The organism is Kitasatospora sp. NPDC056184, from assembly GCF_042268405.1.
Classification (GTDB): Bacteria; Actinomycetota; Actinomycetes; order Streptomycetales; family Streptomycetaceae; genus Kitasatospora.
The window spans coordinates 181,234-198,352 of sequence record NZ_JBHJUI010000008.1; the positions used below are offsets into that span (position 1 = coordinate 181,234).

At 73.4% G+C, this 17,119-nt stretch carries 17 protein-coding genes; 11 read left to right on the top strand and 6 right to left on the bottom strand.

Going from position 1 to position 17,119, the window contains the following annotated elements:
- Nucleotides 1-48: 48 nt before the first annotated feature.
- Both ACFC0B_RS18315 and ACFC0B_RS18320 read left to right on the top strand, forming a co-directional pair.
- The gene (locus ACFC0B_RS18315; RefSeq protein WP_376086967.1) at nt 49-1,542 is read left to right on the top strand and encodes an MFS transporter; all 1,494 of its coding nucleotides are present in this window, start codon (nt 49-51) and stop codon (nt 1,540-1,542) included.
- Nucleotides 1,543-1,616: 74 nt separating this feature from the next.
- Nucleotides 1,617-1,829: a KTSC domain-containing protein gene (locus tag ACFC0B_RS18320; RefSeq protein ID WP_376086835.1), complete on the top strand. Its 213-nt coding sequence runs from the start codon at nt 1,617-1,619 to the stop codon at nt 1,827-1,829.
- A gap of 7 nt (nt 1,830-1,836) precedes the next feature.
- Here ACFC0B_RS18320 and ACFC0B_RS18325 read toward each other — a convergent pair whose 3' ends face one another.
- The 3 genes from ACFC0B_RS18325 to cyaB form a co-directional block, all read right to left on the bottom strand.
- Entirely contained in the window at nt 1,837-2,100 is a 264-nt protein-coding gene (locus tag ACFC0B_RS18325; protein ID WP_376086836.1) for a DUF2087 domain-containing protein, read from the bottom strand.
- A gap of 100 nt (nt 2,101-2,200) precedes the next feature.
- Nucleotides 2,201-2,821, bottom strand: a complete 621-nt coding sequence (locus ACFC0B_RS18330; RefSeq protein WP_376086837.1) for an HhH-GPD-type base excision DNA repair protein — start codon at nt 2,819-2,821, stop codon at nt 2,201-2,203.
- Between the two features lie 175 nt (nt 2,822-2,996).
- Nucleotides 2,997-3,551 carry a class IV adenylate cyclase gene (gene cyaB, locus ACFC0B_RS18335; protein WP_376086838.1) on the bottom strand — a complete coding sequence of 185 codons (555 nt, stop codon included), beginning with the start codon at nt 3,549-3,551 and terminating at the stop codon, nt 2,997-2,999.
- Between the two features lie 311 nt (nt 3,552-3,862).
- Here cyaB and ACFC0B_RS18340 point away from each other — a divergent pair, with 311 nt between their 5' ends.
- The 3 genes from ACFC0B_RS18340 to ACFC0B_RS18350 all read left to right on the top strand — a co-directional run bounded on the left by ACFC0B_RS18340 (nt 3,863) and on the right by ACFC0B_RS18350 (nt 7,883).
- Nucleotides 3,863-6,424, top strand: a complete 2,562-nt coding sequence (locus ACFC0B_RS18340; RefSeq protein ID WP_376086839.1) for a germacradienol/geosmin synthase — start codon at nt 3,863-3,865, stop codon at nt 6,422-6,424.
- A gap of 137 nt (nt 6,425-6,561) precedes the next feature.
- Entirely contained in the window at nt 6,562-7,365 is an 804-nt protein-coding gene (locus tag ACFC0B_RS18345; RefSeq protein ID WP_376086840.1) for a VOC family protein, read from the top strand.
- A complete protein-coding gene (locus tag ACFC0B_RS18350; RefSeq protein WP_376086841.1) occupies nt 7,362-7,883 on the top strand; it encodes a DinB family protein in 522 nt (173 codons plus the stop codon). Before ACFC0B_RS18345 ends, ACFC0B_RS18350 begins: the two co-directional genes overlap by 4 nt.
- 156 nt (nt 7,884-8,039) lie before the next feature.
- On the opposite strand, the gene ACFC0B_RS18355 is transcribed toward ACFC0B_RS18350, so the two are convergent.
- Complete coding sequence (locus ACFC0B_RS18355) at nt 8,040-8,756, bottom strand: ArsR/SmtB family transcription factor (protein ID WP_376086842.1); 717 nt, start codon at nt 8,754-8,756, stop codon at nt 8,040-8,042.
- A 65-nt stretch (nt 8,757-8,821) separates the two neighbouring features.
- Between ACFC0B_RS18355 and ACFC0B_RS18360 the strand changes: the two genes are divergently transcribed.
- Both ACFC0B_RS18360 and ACFC0B_RS18365 read left to right on the top strand, forming a co-directional pair.
- Nucleotides 8,822-10,210: a hypothetical protein gene (locus ACFC0B_RS18360; protein WP_376086843.1), complete on the top strand. Its 1,389-nt coding sequence runs from the start codon at nt 8,822-8,824 to the stop codon at nt 10,208-10,210.
- Nucleotides 10,207-11,043 carry an isocitrate lyase/phosphoenolpyruvate mutase family protein gene (locus ACFC0B_RS18365; protein WP_376086844.1) on the top strand — a complete coding sequence of 279 codons (837 nt, stop codon included), beginning with the start codon at nt 10,207-10,209 and terminating at the stop codon, nt 11,041-11,043. Before ACFC0B_RS18360 ends, ACFC0B_RS18365 begins: the two co-directional genes overlap by 4 nt.
- Nucleotides 11,044-11,205: 162 nt before the next feature.
- On the opposite strand, the gene ACFC0B_RS18370 is transcribed toward ACFC0B_RS18365, so the two are convergent.
- On the bottom strand, nt 11,206-11,694 hold the full coding sequence (locus ACFC0B_RS18370) for an Lrp/AsnC family transcriptional regulator (RefSeq protein WP_376086845.1): 489 nt from the start codon (nt 11,692-11,694) through the stop codon (nt 11,206-11,208).
- A 160-nt stretch (nt 11,695-11,854) separates the two neighbouring features.
- Between ACFC0B_RS18370 and ACFC0B_RS18375 the strand changes: the two genes are divergently transcribed.
- The gene (locus tag ACFC0B_RS18375) at nt 11,855-13,381 is read left to right on the top strand and encodes a histidine decarboxylase (RefSeq protein ID WP_376086846.1); all 1,527 of its coding nucleotides are present in this window, start codon (nt 11,855-11,857) and stop codon (nt 13,379-13,381) included.
- 88 nt (nt 13,382-13,469) lie between these two features.
- On the opposite strand, the gene ACFC0B_RS18380 is transcribed toward ACFC0B_RS18375, so the two are convergent.
- Nucleotides 13,470-14,468 carry a restriction endonuclease gene (locus tag ACFC0B_RS18380; protein WP_376086847.1) on the bottom strand — a complete coding sequence of 333 codons (999 nt, stop codon included), beginning with the start codon at nt 14,466-14,468 and terminating at the stop codon, nt 13,470-13,472.
- A gap of 315 nt (nt 14,469-14,783) precedes the next feature.
- Here ACFC0B_RS18380 and ACFC0B_RS18385 point away from each other — a divergent pair, with 315 nt between their 5' ends.
- The 3 genes from ACFC0B_RS18385 to ACFC0B_RS18395 all read left to right on the top strand — a co-directional run bounded on the left by ACFC0B_RS18385 (nt 14,784) and on the right by ACFC0B_RS18395 (nt 17,119).
- Nucleotides 14,784-15,155: an RNHCP domain-containing protein gene (locus tag ACFC0B_RS18385; RefSeq protein ID WP_376086848.1), complete on the top strand. Its 372-nt coding sequence runs from the start codon at nt 14,784-14,786 to the stop codon at nt 15,153-15,155.
- Between the two features lie 28 nt (nt 15,156-15,183).
- Nucleotides 15,184-15,597 carry an RNHCP domain-containing protein gene (locus ACFC0B_RS18390; protein WP_376086849.1) on the top strand — a complete coding sequence of 138 codons (414 nt, stop codon included), beginning with the start codon at nt 15,184-15,186 and terminating at the stop codon, nt 15,595-15,597.
- A gap of 316 nt (nt 15,598-15,913) precedes the next feature.
- On the top strand, nt 15,914-17,119 hold the full coding sequence (locus tag ACFC0B_RS18395; RefSeq protein ID WP_376086850.1) for a serine hydrolase domain-containing protein: 1,206 nt from the start codon (nt 15,914-15,916) through the stop codon (nt 17,117-17,119).

The following is a 17,119-nucleotide window of genomic DNA, read 5'->3' on the forward strand; positions in this document are numbered from 1 at the left end:
GTGCTGACGAGGAACGGCGACGAGGAGCATGTGGTGGGCAAGGGCGGGATGGCGGAGCGGGTGGTGGATCCGGTGGCGGATCCGGTGACGGACCGGCGGAGGTGGATCGCGCTGGCGATCGTGATGACGGCCTCCTTCATGGACCTGGTGGACGTCACGATCGTGAACATCGCGATCCCGAGCATCCAGGAGTCCACGGGCGCGTCGTTCTCCGCCGTGCAGTGGGTGACCGGTGGCTATGCGCTGGCCTTCGCGATCGGCTTGATCACCGGTGGCCGGTTGGGTGACGTCTACGGCCGGAAGCGGCTGTTCCTGATCGGTATGGCCGGCTTCACGATCGCTTCGGCGCTCTGCGGCTTCGCGAGTGGCTCCGAGATGCTGGTCGCGACGCGGATCCTGCAGGGCGGGACGGCGGCGCTGATGGTGCCGCAGGTGCTGTCGATCGTCCACGCGACCTTCCCGGCGGAGGAGCGCGGCAAGGTGTTCGGCCTGTTCGGCGCGGTGGTCGGGCTCGGCGCGGTCAGCGGCCCGCTGATCGGCGCGGTGCTGACGGAGTGGGACGTGTTCGGCCTCGGCTGGCGCCCGATCTTCCTGATCAACCTGCCGGTCGGCATCGCCGGCCTGCTGCTCGGCCGGGTCTTCATCGGCGAGTCGAAGGCCGAGCGCGCACTGAAGCTGGACCTGCCGGGCGTGCTGCTGGCCAGCGCCGGTCTGCTGATGCTGATCTACCCGCTGACCCACGGCCGGGAGGCCGGCTGGCCGCTCTGGGGCCACCTGGTGATGGCCGGCAGCCTGCCCGTGTTCGCGCTGTTCGTCGCCTACGAGCGGGTGAAGACGAGGCGGGACGGCTCGCCGCTGGTGGAGCTGTCGCTGTTCCGGGTGAAGTCCTTCGCCGCGGGCATCGGCGTCCAGCTGACCTTCGGTGTGGTCACCGGGATCTTCTTCCTGGTCTGGACCCTCTACATGCAGCTGGGCCTCGGCTGGAGCCCGCTGAAGGCCGGCGCGACCGGCATCCCGTTCTCGCTCGCCTGCTCGACGGCGGCCGGCGTCTCCGTGCAGCAGCTCGTCCCCCGGTTCGGGCGCAAGGTGCTCCAGGCGGGCGCGCTGGTGATGGCGGCCGGGGTGCTCGTCTACATCGCGGAGGCGGACCGGTACGGCACCGGGATCGCGCCCTGGCAGATGGCGCTGCCGTTGGTGGTGATGGGCGCCGGGATGGGCCTGATCGTCGCGCCGATCACGAACGCGGTGCTGGCCGAGGTCCCGCGCGAGCACGCCGGTTCGGCGTCCGGGCTGATCAACACGGTGAACCAGGTGGGCCTGGCGCTCGGCCTGGGCCTGGTGTCGGTGGCGTTCTTCGGCGCGGTGCCGACCGGGACGGTGGCCGGCGAGCCGTTCGTCGGGGCGTTCCAGCACGCGATGTGGTGGGTGCTCGGGGTGCTGGGGGTGGTGTTCCTGCTGATGTTCGCGCTGCCCGGGGGCCGGAAGGCCGGCCCGGCCCCGGCCGCCGCCGAGGAGGCCGAGCAGGAGCTGGTCCTGGTGTAGCCGGTCCGGCGGGTCGGGCCCCGGTCGCGCGCGGTGTGCGCGGCCGGGGCCTTCGTGCGCACACTGGGAGGGCCATGAACCGTACGCCGGTGGACTCCTCGGCGCTGCGCTCGGTCGGCTACGACGCGGCGCGGCGCGTCCTGGAGCTGGAGTTCGCGGCCGGGGGCGTGTACGCGTACCTGGCCGTGCCGGGGCGGGTGCACCGCGAACTGATGGCGGCCGAGAGCCGCGGACGGTACTTCGTCCGGGAGATCCGGGACCGGTACGACTGGCGGCGGCTGCGGTGAGCGGGCCCTACGCGGCGGCGAGGCGGTAGCTGCTGCCGTCCTCGGCCCGGGTGAGGCGGCGTCCCTCGACGAGGTAGCGGCGCAGGGCCGGGAAGTCGTCGTGGACCGTCCGCAGCGCGTCGTTGACCTCGCGCTCGGTGTAGGAGCGGTCCGGCTCGAAGAGCGTCCGGGCGAGGTGGTCGAGCAGCTGCTCGCGGCGGGCGGCGCGGCGGGGTACGGCGATCAGCCGCCCGTCGGGGGCGAACAGCGCGGAGACGGCGGGGGTGGTCATCCGACGAGCGTCGCGCGCGGGACGGGCATCCGGCAACGGGTTTTCGGCGGTCGGCGGCCGGCGGTCGGCGGCCGGTGGCGGGGCAGGGCGCGGGGGCCGCTCAGGCGCGGACCTTGGCCTTCGCCTGGGCCTCCTTCGCGGCCTTCTCCTCCTTGGCGGCGCGCTTCACCTCCTGCTTGGTGGCGCGCACCTGCTCCAGCGACTCCGGCCCGGTGATGTCCGCGACCGAGCGGAACGAGCCCTCCTCGCCGTAGAGCCCGGCCGCCTCGCGCCAGCCCTGCGGCCGCACGCCGTACTGCTTGCCGAGGAGGGCGAGGAAGATCTGCGACTTCTGCTTCCCGAACCCCGGAAGGGCGTTGAGCCGGCTGAGCAGCTCGCGGCCGGTGGCCACGTCCTTCCACAGCGCGCCGGCGTCCCCGTCGTACTGCGCCACCAGGAACTGGCAGAGCTGCTGCACCCGCTTCGCCATCGCCGCCGGATAGCGGTGCACGGCCGGCTTCTCGCAGAGCAGCGCGACGAACTCCTCCGGGTTGTAGGTGGCGATCTCGTGCGCGTCGAGGTCCTCGTGCCCCAGCCGCTGCGCGATGGTGAGCGGCCCGGTGAACGCCCACTCCATGGGCACCTGCTGGTCCAGCAGCATCCCGACGAGCGCGGCGAGCGGGCTCCGCCCGAGCAGCTCGTCGGCCCGGGGCTGCTGCGCGAGCCGCACGGTGACGTTCATGGGACGACCTCCTCGGAGCGTGGACTCGGGTCGCGCCCAGTCTGCTGGACGGGCGGTGAGGCGGCCGCGTCAACACGCCATGACCGGGTGATTCCTTGGGGGCAAGGGGTGGTTCGTCGGCAGAGCTGTTCGAAGCGGAACACCGGCGGGGGAGGGGCCGGAGGTGGGGAGCCGCCTACTCCAGGCCGAGGGTCAGATGGGGGTAACCGAGGCGGATCCGGTCGCCGAGCCCGACGCCGAGCGCGGCGATGAACGCGTCCAGGCGGGCGGTGGCCTGTTCGACGGTCTCCGCGTCGCCCTTGAACTCGAACTCGACGAAGTCGCCGAGACCGGCCACGGTGTCGAAGGCGACCGCGATCCCGTCGACGTGCCACTCCTCGCGCGTCTTGTCGACGACGGTCAGCTCGGCGAAGTCGAGCGAGGCCAGCAGCCGCCGGACCGCCTCCGCGTCCGACACGGTGCTCTCGTACTCGTCGCAGTGCGTCTTCACCGGCGAGGCGATCGGATGGAACCGCTTGAAGTTGACCGACGCCGCCCCGTCCTCGACCCGCACCCGCAGCCACTCGGAGACCACGTCGCCGTCGAGGAAGTCCCGGTGCGGCGCGTTGTAGTACGTGTCGACCTGCCGCCCCGCCCGCCCCGGCGTCGCGCCGAGCGCGGTGAGCCGGTCCTTCAACTCGCCGGAGGGGCCGAGGAGTCGGAACTTCTGCTCGACCTCGATGTACTCCACGGAGGGCGGACCCCTTGTCAGTTGTCGAAGTCGCGGGTGCGGGTGCGGGTGCGGGTGCGGACGGACCCTACCAGCGGACGGTCGGGGGTGTGGTGGAACCCGATTCGCCGGAGGGCAGAGCCACGGGGAACCGGGGAAGGGTGGGGTGGGGCCGATCAGTCGCACGGATGAGCTAGTCGGGGGTGGGGAGTTGGGCAGGTGTTCGATTGGGTCGGCCTATCTCATATGACTGTTCCGGTTCTCCGGCTGAGATCGTTGAACTCGGGTAAAGCTGAGTCGGCCTTGTCGACGCGTCCAGAAAGGCTCGCCCGGTGTCCCAGCCGTTCGAACTGCCGTCCTTCTACGTGCCGCACCCGGCGCGGCTCAACCCGCATCTCGACGAGGCCCGGGACCATTCCTCGGGGTGGGCCCGGGAGATGGGCATGCTGGAGGGGTCGGGGGTCTGGACGCAGGCGGATCTGGAGGCCCACGACTACGGGTTGCTCTGCGCGTACACCCACCCGGACGCGTCCGCGGAGGCGCTGTCGCTGGTCACCGACTGGTACGTCTGGGTGTTCTTCTTCGACGACCACTTCCTGGAGATGTTCAAGCGGACCAACGACCGGGCGGGCGGCAAGGCGTACCTGGACCGGCTGCCGCTGTTCATGCCGGCCGACCCGGAGGCGGTCGTGCCCGAGCCGACCAACCCGGTCGAGGCCGGGCTGGCGGACCTCTGGCGGCGGACCGTGCCGGCGATGGGCGAGGACTGGCGGGTGCGGTTCGCGGAGAGCACCCGGAACCTGCTCAACGAGTCGCTCTGGGAGCTCGCCAACATCAACGCGGGCCGGGTCTCCAACCCCGTCGAGTACATCGAGATGCGCCGGAAGGTGGGCGGCGCGCCCTGGTCCGCCGGGCTGATCGAGTACGCGGCCGGGGCGGAGGTGCCGGCGGCGGTGTCGGGTGCGCGGCCGCTGCGGGTGCTGATGGACGCCTTCTCGGACGGCGTCCACCTGCGCAACGACCTGTTCTCGTACCAGCGGGAGGTCGAGGACGAGGGCGAACTCAGCAATGGCGTCCTGGTGTTGGAGAAGTTCCTGGAGTGCTCGACGCAGGAGGCGGCGGAGGCCGTCAACGACCTGCTCACCTCGCGGCTCCAGCAGTTCGAGAACACCGCGGTGACCGAGCTGCCGCAGCTGTTCGCGGACACCGGGCTGGACCCGGAGGGCTGTGCCAGGGTGCTGGCGTACGTCAAGGGCATGCAGGACTGGCAGGCCGGCGGGCACGAATGGCACATGCGGTCCAGCCGGTACATGAACGGCGGTGGGGCGGCGGCGGGTTCGGCCGGTTCGGCGGGTTCGGCAAGTACGGCGGGCACGGTGGGCGGGACGGGTTCGGCGGGCGGGGCCAGCTGGTGGGACCCGTTCGCGATCGGCGGGGTGGGGACGTCGGCGCTGGACGTGCTGAAGGCGGGCGGGGCGCTGGACGATCTGGCCGACGAGCTGGGCTCGTTGAGCCGGTCGGGCCCGGTGACGAAGGCCTGGGCTCCGACGGTCGGGGAGTCGCCGGTGGCCGCGCTGCTGGAGGCGATGCGGGCGGCGACGGCCGGGGCGGGTTCGGGTGCGTCGCTGGAGTCGCCCGGGACCGGCCTGGTCGGGGGTTCGCACGGGGACGCCGATCCGGGGGTGCGGCGGGCGCGGTCGCACGCGCACGTGCCGTTCCAGGCCGTCGGACCGTCCCGACTGCCGGAGTTCCGGCTGCCGTTCACGGCCGACCTGAGTCCCTACCTGGAGTCCTCGCGGTTGCACACCCTCGCGTGGGCGGAGCGGATCGGCCTGCTGGAGACCCGGCCGGACGACCCGACCGCGGGCCTGTGGACCGCCGAGAGCATGGCGGACTACGACCTCGCGCTCTGTGCGGCCGGTATCCACCCGGACGCCAGTGCCGACCAACTCGACCGCACCACCGACTGGTTGGCCTGGGGCACCTACGCGGACGACTACTTCCCGGTGGCGTTCGGCCGGACCGGCGACCTGGCCGGCGCCAAGGCCCAGCACGCACGGTTCCAGCTGCTCATGCCGGTCGACGGCGAGCCCGCCGCCGAGCCGCTCACCGCGCTGGAGCGCGGGCTGGCCGACCTCTGGGAGCGGACCGCCGGGCCGATGACCGCCGAGGCGCGCGGGACGTTCCGCGAGGCCGTCGAGAAGATGACGCTGAGCTGGATCTGGGAACTCCACAACCAGGCGCAGAACCGGATCCCGGACCCGGTCGACTACCTGGAGATGCGCCGCTCCACCTTCGGTTCCGACCTCACCATGGGCCTCTCGCGGTTGGCGCACGGGGCCGTCGTGCCGGTCGAGGTCTACGCGAGCGGCCCGATGCGCTCGCTGGAGAACGCGGCCGCCGACTACGCCTGCATGATGAACGACCTGTTCTCGTACCAGAAGGAGATCGAGTTCGAGGGCGAGGTGCACAACGCCACCCTGGTGGTGCAGAACTTCTTCAACTGCGACTACCCGGCGGCGGTGCGGATCGTCGACGACCTCATGCACGCGCGCCTCGACCAGTTCCGGCACGTGGTGGCCGAGGAGTTCCCGGTGCTGTTCGAGGACTTCGGGCTGGACGGGCCGGCGCGGGCGGTGCTCGCCGGGTACGTCAAGGAGCTGGAGAACTGGCTCGCCGGGATCCTGGTGTGGCACCGCGACTGCCGCCGGTACCGGGAGGAGGACCTGCTGCGCCACTTCGGGCGGGAGGCGGCCGGGGCGCCGGGCGCCGTCGCGGAGGAGGCCGTCGAGCCGGGCGGCGGGGTGGTGGGTGCCCTGCTGGTGCGGCCCACCGGGCTGGGGACGTCGGCGGCCTCGGTCGCGGGGGCGGTCGGCCGGGTGGCCGTCGGGTAGCGGATCGGCCGGACGGTGTGCGGCGGTCCGTCGGGGGTTCCGGCCCCGACGGGCCGCCGCCGCTGTGCGCGCGCGAGCGGGTGGCGGACTGGCTAGGGTGGCAAATCGGGACAAAACGTCACACGAGAGGCTTCGCCATGGCTGTGCTACCCGAGGGAACGCCCTGTTGGGCCGACGCGATGTTCGCCGACCTGGAGGGCGCCAAGGCGTTCTACGGCGAGGTGCTCGGCTGGACCTTCGGCGAGTCCTCCACCGAGTACGGCAACTACACCCAGGCCTACTCCGACGGCAAGGCGGTCGCCGCGATCGTCCCGCCGATGCCGAACCAGGAGGGCGAGGCGGCCTCCGCCTGGTGCCTCTACCTCGCCTCGCCCGACGCCGCCGGCACCGCCGAGAAGATCCGCGGCAACGGCGGCGAGGTGCTGATGGGCCCGATGACGGTCGGCGAGTTCGGCTCGATGGTGATCGCCAAGGACCCGGCGGGCGTCGTCTTCGGCGTCTGGCAGGCCGGCACCCACGAGGGCTTCGAGAAGCAGGGCGCGCCGGGCGCGTACACCTGGGCCGAGGTGATCACCCGCGACGGGGCCGCCGCGGACGGCTTCTTCCCCGCCGTCTTCCCGTACGCCGTGAAGCGGATGGACTCCGGGCAGATCGACTACAAGATCTACCACGTCCGGGAGCAGCCGGTGCTCGGCCGGATGCAGGCGGGCCCGAAGGACCTGCCGCCCGAGGCGCCGAACTACCTCAGCGTGTACTTCGCGGTGGACGACTGCGACGCGACGATCGCGAAGATCACCGAGCGGGGCGGAAAGCTGTACTTCGGCCCGATGGACAGCCCGTTCGGCCGGTTCGCGGCCGTCGGCGACCCGCAGGGGGCCGCGTTCGGCGTGATCGACCTCGGGAGGACGGCCGGGGACATGCCGGGGATGGTGGCGGAGTGACCTCGGACTCCGCCGCGCTGTCGGGGGAGCGGGCGGACCTGCTGCAGACGCTGGACAAGCACCGGGGCTTCCTGCGGTACACCGTCCGCGACCTCACCGACGAGCAGGCCGCCCGGCGCACCACGGTCAGCGAGCTGTGCCTGGGCGGGCTGATCAAGCACGTCAGCGGGGTGGAGGCGCGCTGGATGCGGTTCGCCGTCGGCGGTGCGCCAGCGATGGAGGCCGCCGAGCCGGGCGGATCGGTCGCGTGGGAGGCGCGGTTCCGGATGGCGGAGGGCGAGACCCTGGCCGGGCTGCTCGCCGCCTACGAACGGGTGGCCGCCGAGACGGACGCCCTGGTGGTGAGCCTGCCGGACCTCGACCGGGCGCACGCGCTGCCGGCCGCGCCCTGGTTCCAGCCCGGTGCCGCCTGGTCGGTCCGGCGGGTGCTGCTGCACGTCATCGCCGAGACGGCGCAGCACGCCGGGCACGCCGACATCATCCGGGAGTCGCTGGACGGGGCGAAGACGATGGGCTGAGCGGGGCCGGCGGGATCGGGGCCGGGGTCGGGGCTGCCGGGGTCGGGATCGGGGTCGCTGGGGTCGGGGCCGCCGGGGTCGGGATCGGGGTCGCTGGGGTCGGGGCCGCCGGGGTCGGGATCGGGGTCGCTGGGGTCGGGGCCGCGGGGATCGGGGTCAGAGCGCGAGACCGAGCAGGTCGCGCAGGGCGCGCTCGCCGTCCGGCGTCACCCGCAGGGCGCGGCCGGAGCCGATCCGCTCGACCCAGGACCGGTCCAGCGCCGTCCGGCAGAGCACCGCGCCGAACGCGCCGCCCAGGTGGCTGCGCCGCTCGGTCCAGTCCAGGCAGGTGCGGACCACCGGGCGGCCGCCGGCGCGTCCGGCGCGGGGCGGCAGTTCCGCGCCCAGCTCGGCCAGCCAGGACCGGCCGCGGTCGGTGAGGGCCGGGCCGTCCTCGTCCGACACCAGGCCGCGGGCGAGGACGGCGTCGCGGACGGCCACGCCGAGGCGGCCGGCGAGGTGGTCGTAGCAGGTGCGGGCACGGGCCTCGGCGCTCGTCCGGGTGGCCTCGCGCAGTGAACCGGGGGTGGTCGGGGGCGGTCGGTTCGCGGGTGGGTCGGCGGGTTCGGCCGGGAGCGGGAAGGAGGCCAGGTCCTCGATCAGCGTGGCGACCTCCGGGCCGGCCAGCCGGACGTACCGGTGGCGCCCCTGGCGCTCCTCGGCCAGCAGGCCGCCGGCGATCAGCCGGGACAGGTGCTCGCTCGCCGTGGACGGCGCCACCCGCGCGTGCCGGGCCAGCTCACCGGCGGTCCAGGCACGGCCGTCGAGCAGGGCCATGCAGAACGCGGCGCGGGTCGGGTCGGCGAGCAGACCGGCGAGCTGGGCGAGTGCCATGCGTCCATGGTGCCGCGGACACGGTTCGGCGGGGGCCGAAACGTTCCGGTCCTAGCGTGAGGGCCATGGCTGATTCCACCGCTTCCGTTGCCGTTCCCGCCGCTGTTCCGGTGTTCTCCTTCGCGCGGTACGGGGACGTGACCGCCGCGCTCGCCGATCCGGCGCTGGTGCCGCCGCCCGCCGAGTCCGGGCCGGTCGGCGGCATGGCCTGGCTGCGCGCCACCGTCGCCCGGTTCAGCGCGGGCGAGCGGCACGCCGCCCGGCGGGCGTTCGTCGAGGCGGACCTCGCCGGGCTCGATCCGGACGCGCTGCGGCTTGCGGCGGCGGCCGGGTTCGAGGCGGACGTGCGGGTGCGGACGGTGCGGGTGCTGGCGCAGGCGCTCGGGCTCGCGGAGCCGGAGGCGGTGGCGCGGGCGGTCGGGGTGGTCGCGCGGTCGTACTTCGTGGAACGGCCGGAGGATCCGGAGGCCGATGCGGAGGTGGCCTGGCTGCTGCCGCGGATGCTGTCGGAGGGGTCGGAGGGGTCGGAGGGATCGGAGGGACTGGAGGGGCCGGATGCGGGCGGTGCGGAGCGGGCCGCCAACCGGATCGGGCTGCTCGTCCAGGCCTGCGACGCCACCGCCACCCTGGTGGAGCACGCGCGGGCGGCCGGGGCGGAGCGCGGGGACCCGCTCGCCGCCGCGCTGCGGCACGACCCGCCCGTGCGGACGATGCGCCGCCGGGCCGTGCGGCCGACCGAGGTGGGCGGGGTGTCCGTCCCGGCCGGGGCGGACGTGCTGCTCGACGTCGCCGCGGCCCAGGCGGAGCGTCCCGACCAGCCGCCGCTGACCTTCGGCGCTCCGCCGAGGCCCTGCCCCGGCCGGACGCACGCACTCGCCGTCGCGGCGGGCATCCTGCACGGGGCCTCCGCCGTGCCGCCGGTCGGAGGGGAGGCGGGTGCGGTCGCGGCTGAGGCTGTCGCGTCCGAGTCGGTCCCGGCCACCGACGACCGGGATCCGGCCGGGCTGGTGCCGGCCATGGTCGAGCACGTCCTCGGCCTCGCCGGGACGTGGACCGCGTGGGACGGTCGCCCGGCCACCACCGACGGCCGCACGTACACCCCGCACAAGGCGATCCGCCGGGTCACCGACCATCTCCTCGACCATCTGGCCGAGTTGGAGGCCCGCCTGGCCGGTGAACCGACCCAACCCGACCACTGGCACGCCTCCGCCGCCACCACCCCCGCCGACCTCGCGCCGTTCACCCCGGTGGACCTGGACGAGGCCCGCAGCCGGCTCACCCGGCTCGCCCGGATCTGGTCCGCCCGGCTCGCCGCGCTCACCCCCGACCAGCTCGACCGCTCGCCCGGGACCGGGTGGTCGTTCCGTCAGCTCGCCTTCCACGTCGCCGAGTCCGCGTACTACGCGGACGCCGTCGGCGACCTCCGTCCGCACGAGAGGTCCACCGCACGATGAGCCACACCCCGCTCGACACCCCGCTCGACACCCCGCTCGACACGCCGTTCGCCGCGTTGCACCGCCGCCCCGGCGAGCCGCTGCTGCTCCCCAACGCCTGGGACCACGCCTCCGCCGCCGTCCTCGCCGAGCAGGGCTTCGCCGCCGTCGGCACCACCAGCCTCGGTGTCGCGGCGGCGGCCGGGCTGCCCGACGGCGCCGCCGCGACCCGCGACGAGACGCTCCGGCTCGCCCGCCGCCTCGGCCGCTCCGGGCGCTACCTGCTCTCCGTCGACGTGGAGAACGGCTTCAGCGACGACCCGGACGAAGTCGCCGCTTTCGCCGTCGAGTTGGCGGAGGCCGGGGTCGTCGGGATCAACCTGGAGGACGGCCGCCCGGACGGGGCGCTCACCCCGGTCGCCGTGCACTCGGCCAAGATCACCGCGATCAAGGCGGCGGCCCCGGCCCTGTTCGTCAACGCCCGCACGGACACCTACTGGCTGGCCCTGCCCGACCCGGCGGAGGAGACCGACCGCCGTCTCGCCGCGTACCGACTGGCCGGGGCCGACGGCCTGTTCGTCCCCGGCCTCACCGACCCGGGCGCGATCGAGCGGCTCTGCGGCAGCCTCGCCCTCCCGCTGAACATCCTCTACACCCCGACCGGCCCCACCCTCCCCGAGCTCGCGGCCCTCGGCGTCGCCCGGGTCAGCCTCGGCTCCTACCTCTACCGCACCGCCCTCGCCGCCGCCGTTTCCACGGCCCTCGCCATCCGCGCCGGCGCCCCTGCGGGCGGTGCGGCCGCCGACACCCCCGCCTACGCCACCGTCCAGGCCCTGTACGCCGACGGGCGGTAGGGCGGGCGGGCGGCGGAAGACTATGCAGACCGGTCTACTGATTTCAGTAGACCGGTCTGCATAGTTCGAGCCAGAAATCTGTAGACCGGTCTACAGACCACCTCGCAGGACGCGCTCGGGCGCCGACGCCCGGCCGCGGCGTCCGGCGTCCGACGTACGGCGTCAGCCGCTGGTCAGGTAGCGGCGGCCCGGGATCTGCTCGAAGATCAGGTTGGTCCGGGTCTGCGCCACCGCGGGGTGGGTGGTGAGGTGGTCCACGACGAAGTCGCGCAGTTCCTCCGGGCCGGCCACGCCGACGTGCAGCAGGTAGTCGTCGGAACCGGCCATGTGGAACACGGCGAGGACGCCCGGCAGGTCGGGGGCGGTGCTCCGGAAGCTCTCGTTCTGCTCGCGGGTGTGCGCGCGGAGCCGGACCGAGATCATCGCCTGCAGCGGCAGTCCGATGGCGGCGGGGTCTATCTCCGTGCGGAAGGCGCGGATGATGCCGCGGTCGCGCAGCGCCCGCACCCGGGCCAGACAGGTCGAGGGGGCGATGCCCACGGCCTCGGCGAGCGCGTTGTTCGGCGTGCGGGCGTTCTCGGCGAGGACGCGCAGGATCGCGCGGTCGGTGTCGTCGATGGGCGCCCGGTGGGCCTGCGGAAAATTCGGCACGCCGTTCAGCCTCCCCGACCAGCTCGCAGATTCGCAAGGCGGATCACCCCTGATCCGAATCTTCTTCGGAGGTCCTTCCCTCCCGCGACGGAAAGTTCCATCCTGGCGGGCGAAGCGGCCCTGGGCCGACCTACCCCAGTGAACCCGGAGCGCCGCCCCCATGAGCCCCACCACCGTCCACGCCGCCCCGGTCCACGTCGACGCCGCGCCGGAGGGCGAGGACTTCGCGATACCCGCCGAGGGGCTCACCGATGGCGAGCGGCTGCGCGCCCTCGACCGGATGGACGGGTACCTGACGCGCAAGCGCCGCCACCTGGTCGGCTACCAGGCCACCCAGGAGCTCGCGGGCAGCGCCCTCGACCTCGCCCGCTTCATGCTGAGCAACATCAACAACCTCGGCGACCCGTTCCAGAGCGGCGGCTACAAGCCGAACACCAAGGTCGTCGAGCGCGCCGTGCTCGACTACTACGCGCGCCTCTGGCACGCCGGGCGCCCGTACGACCCGGCCGACCCCGAGTCCTACTGGGGCTACATGCTCTCCATGGGCTCGACCGAGGGCAACATGTACGCCCTCTGGAACGCCCGCGACTACCTGACCCGCCCCGGCGCGCCCCGCCCGGTGGCGTTCTACTCGGAGGACACCCACTACTCCTTCGCCAAGGCCGTCCGGGTGCTGGGCGTCGACACCTTCCACGCGGTGGGCACGGCGGACTACCCGGGCGAGTGCCCGCTAGGCGGCGACTGGCCCGCCGAGGTGCCCTCGCTGCCCGGACCGTCCGGCCACTCCTGGGACGGGCCCGGCGCCGTCGACGCGGACGCGCTGGCGGTCCTGGTGGATTTCTTCGCGGCCAAGGGCCACCCGGTCTTCGTCAACTTCAACCTCGGAAGCACCTTCAAGGGCGCCCACGACGACGTCCGCGGCGCGTGCGAGCGGCTGCTGCCGGTCCTCGAACGCCACGGCCTGCTGCCGGCCGGCGGCGACGAGCGCCGGGGCTTCTGGATCCACGTCGACGGCGCGCTCGGCGCCGGTTACGCGCCGTTCCTCCGGATGGCCGCCGACGACCCGGCGGCGTACGGATGGTCGCCCGAACCCGCCGCCGGCGCGCCGGAGTTCGACTTCGGCCTCAGCCTCCCGAGCCGGGCGTCGGGGGACGTCGACATGGTCGCGTCGATCGCGATGAGCGGCCACAAGTGGGCCGGCGTGCCGTGGCCGTGCGGCGTCTTCATGACGAAGGCCAAGTACCAGCTCGAACCGCCGACCCAGCCCGAGTACATCGGCGCACCGGACAGCACCTTCGCCGGATCCCGCAACGGATTCTCGCCCCTGGTGCTCTGGGACCACCTCTCCCGGCACTCCTACCGCGACCAGGTCGACCGGATCCGCCGCTCCCAGGAGCTGGCCGGCTACCTGGAACGCCGGCTCCGCGAGCTGGAGCGGGAGACCGGCGCCGAACTCTGGCCGGCCCGGACGCCCGGCGCGATCACCGTCCGGTTCCGCAAGCCCAGCGCCGACCTGGTCGCCAAGTGGTCGCTGTCCTGCGAGAACGTCCTGACCGCCCCCGGCGACCCGGCGAGCCTGCGCGGCTACGCCCACGTCTTCCTGATGCCCTCGGTGGACCGCGCCAAGCTGGACGCCCTCCTGGCCGACCTCGCCCACGACCCGGTCATCCGCACCACCCCCGCCTGACCGCCTGACCGGCCGAGCGGCCGACCGGCGCCGAGCGGCGCCGAGCGGCGCCGAGCGGCCGAGCAGGCCGGGCCGGCCCGGGCCCCGTTCAGGATCGGTCACTCGTCAGGATGTCGATCAGCGACTCGCCCAGCTCGACCCAGCGGACCAGGTCGATGCGATTCACCAGGAGCACCTTCAAGCGCTCGGCATTGGAGAGCGCGCCCTGGGTGAAATCGCCGTTGGTGACGATGACGGCGACGTCCGCCTCGTGGAGCCGGTAGGCGGCGGACTCGACCTCCCGGACCACACTGGGCTCCACCTTGCGGCCGCGCCTGGTGTGTTTCACCTGGACCGCGAACAGCTGCTTGATCGGCCAGACGGCGATGACGTCGACGGCGTCGTCGCCGCTGTAGCCGCCCCGCCGCCGGATGTCGAAGCCGTCGCGTTCCATCAGCGCGGCGACGAGCCGCTCGAAGGCGGGCGCGGTGAGCTCGTCGACCACGGCGATCGGTACGGTGCTCCTCGGTTCGAACAGGACGGCGGGCTGCTTCTTCATCTCGTAGACGATCCGCGCGGAGCTGCGCGTGATCTCGGCGCCTATCCGGTGCAGCATCTCCGGATGCTCGACCAGCGGTGCGTTCCGCGGCGGCACGCGGGGGTCCGCCGCGTCCTGGAACTGACCGAGACGTGAGTCCCAGTACGCCAACTCGACTTCGGCCAGCCTGGTCCGGAGGCCGACGAGCTTCCCCTCCTCCTCGGTGAGCCAGAAGGTGAGCCGCCCCCGGCAGTCCTCCAGTGGGTCCACGACGCGGTCGACGATGCGGTCCGCGCAGGCGCTCATCACGGGGGTCGCGTCCTTGCGCACGAGATCGAGGTGGCTCTTCGTGTCGTCGATGATCTGGAGGAGCAGCTCTATCGACGCCGACGCGGCCCGGATCCGCTCGCGGTACTGCCGTGACGGGCGGACGCCCGAACCGCCCTCGGTGGCGCGATGGAGGAAGGCCAGCACCAGCGGCAGGAACTCGCTGTGCCTGGCGATCATTCCGGCCTCCGCGACGTAGCGGTTGAGCACGTCGCTGTCGTCCAGCGTGGCCAGACGGCTCATCAGGTCGATTGTCGGATCACCCACGGTGGCAGAGGCTACCGGCCGGCACCGACAGTCGGGCGTCGGCCCCGGCCCGTCCCGGCGCCCGGGCGCGCGGGTTCGGGGCGGAGAAAATCGCTGGCCCGGTCGGCGGCCCGGTTGTTACGCTCGCCGCTCCGTCCGTTCGCTCCCGTTATGGGCCCGTACCTCCGAGAGGGTGTCTTGATGTCCCGGACCGCGCCGAGTGCGCCTCGCCACACTGCCTGACGGATCGTCGTCGAGGCCGCTCGGCCTGCTCTTGCTGTCATCGTTGACCTCCAGCAAGGAGCACCCCGGGTGTCCAGCACCAACACCACCATCAGCAACACCCAGAAGACCGCCACCTTCGCCTGTGCCTGGTGCGGTCTGACCGTGTCCACGTTCGCCACCGACGGCGCGCGGCGGAACCACTGCCCGTCCTGCCTGCACTCGCAGCACGTCCTCGACCAGGTCGAGGGCGGTCCGAGCGCGTGCCACGGGCGGATGTCGCCGATCGCCATCGCCGTGCTGCGCACCGGGGACTGGATGGTCGTCCACCGCTGCGTGCGCTGCGACGAGTTGACGTCCAATCCGGTCCTTCCGGACGACAACCAGCTCATCCTCATGCGCATCGCCGTCCGGCCGCTGGCCCAGCCGCCGTTCCCGCTCGAAGCGTTCGGTTCGCTCTGAACCGCCCGGACGAGAGGGAGGCCCGACCGTGCCACGACAGAAGAACACCGGCGGCCGCCGCCGGCAGCGGCCCAAGGACGTCCTGCACGCCCGGGGCGGACACCGGGCGAACGACTTCCGGTGCGTCGGCTGCCGGTTGGACGTCCCGCTGGACGCCCCCGGCACCGCGCACCGCAACCACTGCCCGAACTGCCTGGCCAGCCTCCACGTCGACCGCCGCGTCCCCGGCGACCGCGCAGCCGACTGCGGCGGGCGGATGGAGGCCCTGGGCATGTCCGTCCGCGCCGACGGGGAGTGGCTGATCGTGCACCAGTGCCTGTCCTGCGGCGAGTTGAGCACCAACCGGATCGCCGGCGACGACAATCCGCTGCCGTTGCTGCGGCTCGCCGTCAGGCCGCTGCAGGGCGCGGACTTCGCCCGTCGCACCCTGCTCGACCTGTAACCCGGCCGGGGCGCCGGGGACTTCACGATCCCGGGCGCCCCGTGCCGTCCCCGGTGCGGTGGGAGGAACGGTGGGAGGAGCGAGGGGAGGAGCGAGGGGAGGAGCGAGGGGAGGAGGCGGGGCGGGAGCGGGGTACCGGATCGGCGGCACGGCGGGAGCCGGGTCCTCCTGCCGTCGGGCGATGCCCGGCAGCGGGTCCGCTTCCTAGGGTCGGGTCCGTGGTCGGCGCGGTCCGCCCGCGCGGCGGACACCGCCGTCACCGCGCACTCCCCTCCCTCTCCGCGCCCTCGTCGCGCCGTACCCAAGGAGCCTCCGCATGGCCGATCACCGTTCCCGCCGACCCCGGGCCGGCCGTACCACCGCCACGGGCACGTCACCCCGGCACGCCCTCGCCCTGCTGCTCGCGACGGTCGCCGCGCTCGGCGCGGCCGGCACCGTCCCCGCCTCGGCGGCGCCGTCCTCCGGCCCGAAGGACTCGGTGAGGGCCGGGCTGGAGCACCTGGTCAAGGAGGACCGCTACCCCGCCGCGCTGGCCTCGGTGCTCTCGCGCGACGGGCAGGCCCGCGACTACGCCGCCGGCGTCGCCGATCTGCGGACCGGGGCGAAGGTGCCGGTGGACGGGCAGGTGCGGGCGGGCAGCAACACCAAGACCTTCGTCGCCGTGGTCGTCCTGCAGCTGGTCGGGGAGGGGAAGGTCGAACTCGACGCCCCGATCGAGCGCTACCTGCCCGGTCTGGTCCGCGGCGAGGGCATCGACGGCCGCGCGATCACGGTGCGCCAGCTGCTCCAGCACACCAGCGGACTGCCGAACTTCACCGACGACATCTTCGAGGACGTCTTCGGCACGGGGCGCCACCGCTACTACCAGCCCCGCGAGTTGCTCGACCTGGGGCTCTCCCGCAAGGCGCTCTTCGCCCCCGGGACCGGCTGGTCGTACAGCAACACCAACTACATCCTCGCCGGCCTGCTGGTCGAGAAGGCCACCGGCCGCCCGCTCGCCGAACAGCTGACCAAGCGGGTGATCGACCGCCTCGGGCTGCGGCACACCTACTTCCCGGGGGTCGGCGACGAGAGCATCCGGGAGCCGCACCCCCGGGGGTACGCGGCCCGGCCGGACGGCTCGCTCGACGACGTCACCGAGCTGGACCCCTCCTGGGGGTGGGCGGCCGGCCAGCTGGTCTCCACGCCGAGCGACCTGAGCCGGTTCTTCGCCGCCCTGATGGGCGGCCGGCTGCTCAAGCCCGCCCAGCTCGCCGAGATGCGCACCACGGTGAAGGTCCCGGAGGGTCCCGGGGTGCCGAAGGGCGAGGAGTACGGGCTCGGGCTCATCCGCCGGTCGCTGAGCTGCGGCAAGGTCGCCTGGGGGCACGGCGGCGCGATACCGGGGTTCCACACCCTCCCGGGGGTGACCGAGGACGGCCGCGCCGCGACGGTCGCCGTCACCGCGAACCTGGCGCCCTCCCCGCAGGGGTTCGAGCACGCCCGGGCCCTGTTCGACGAGGCCCTCTGCGCGCAGCGGTGA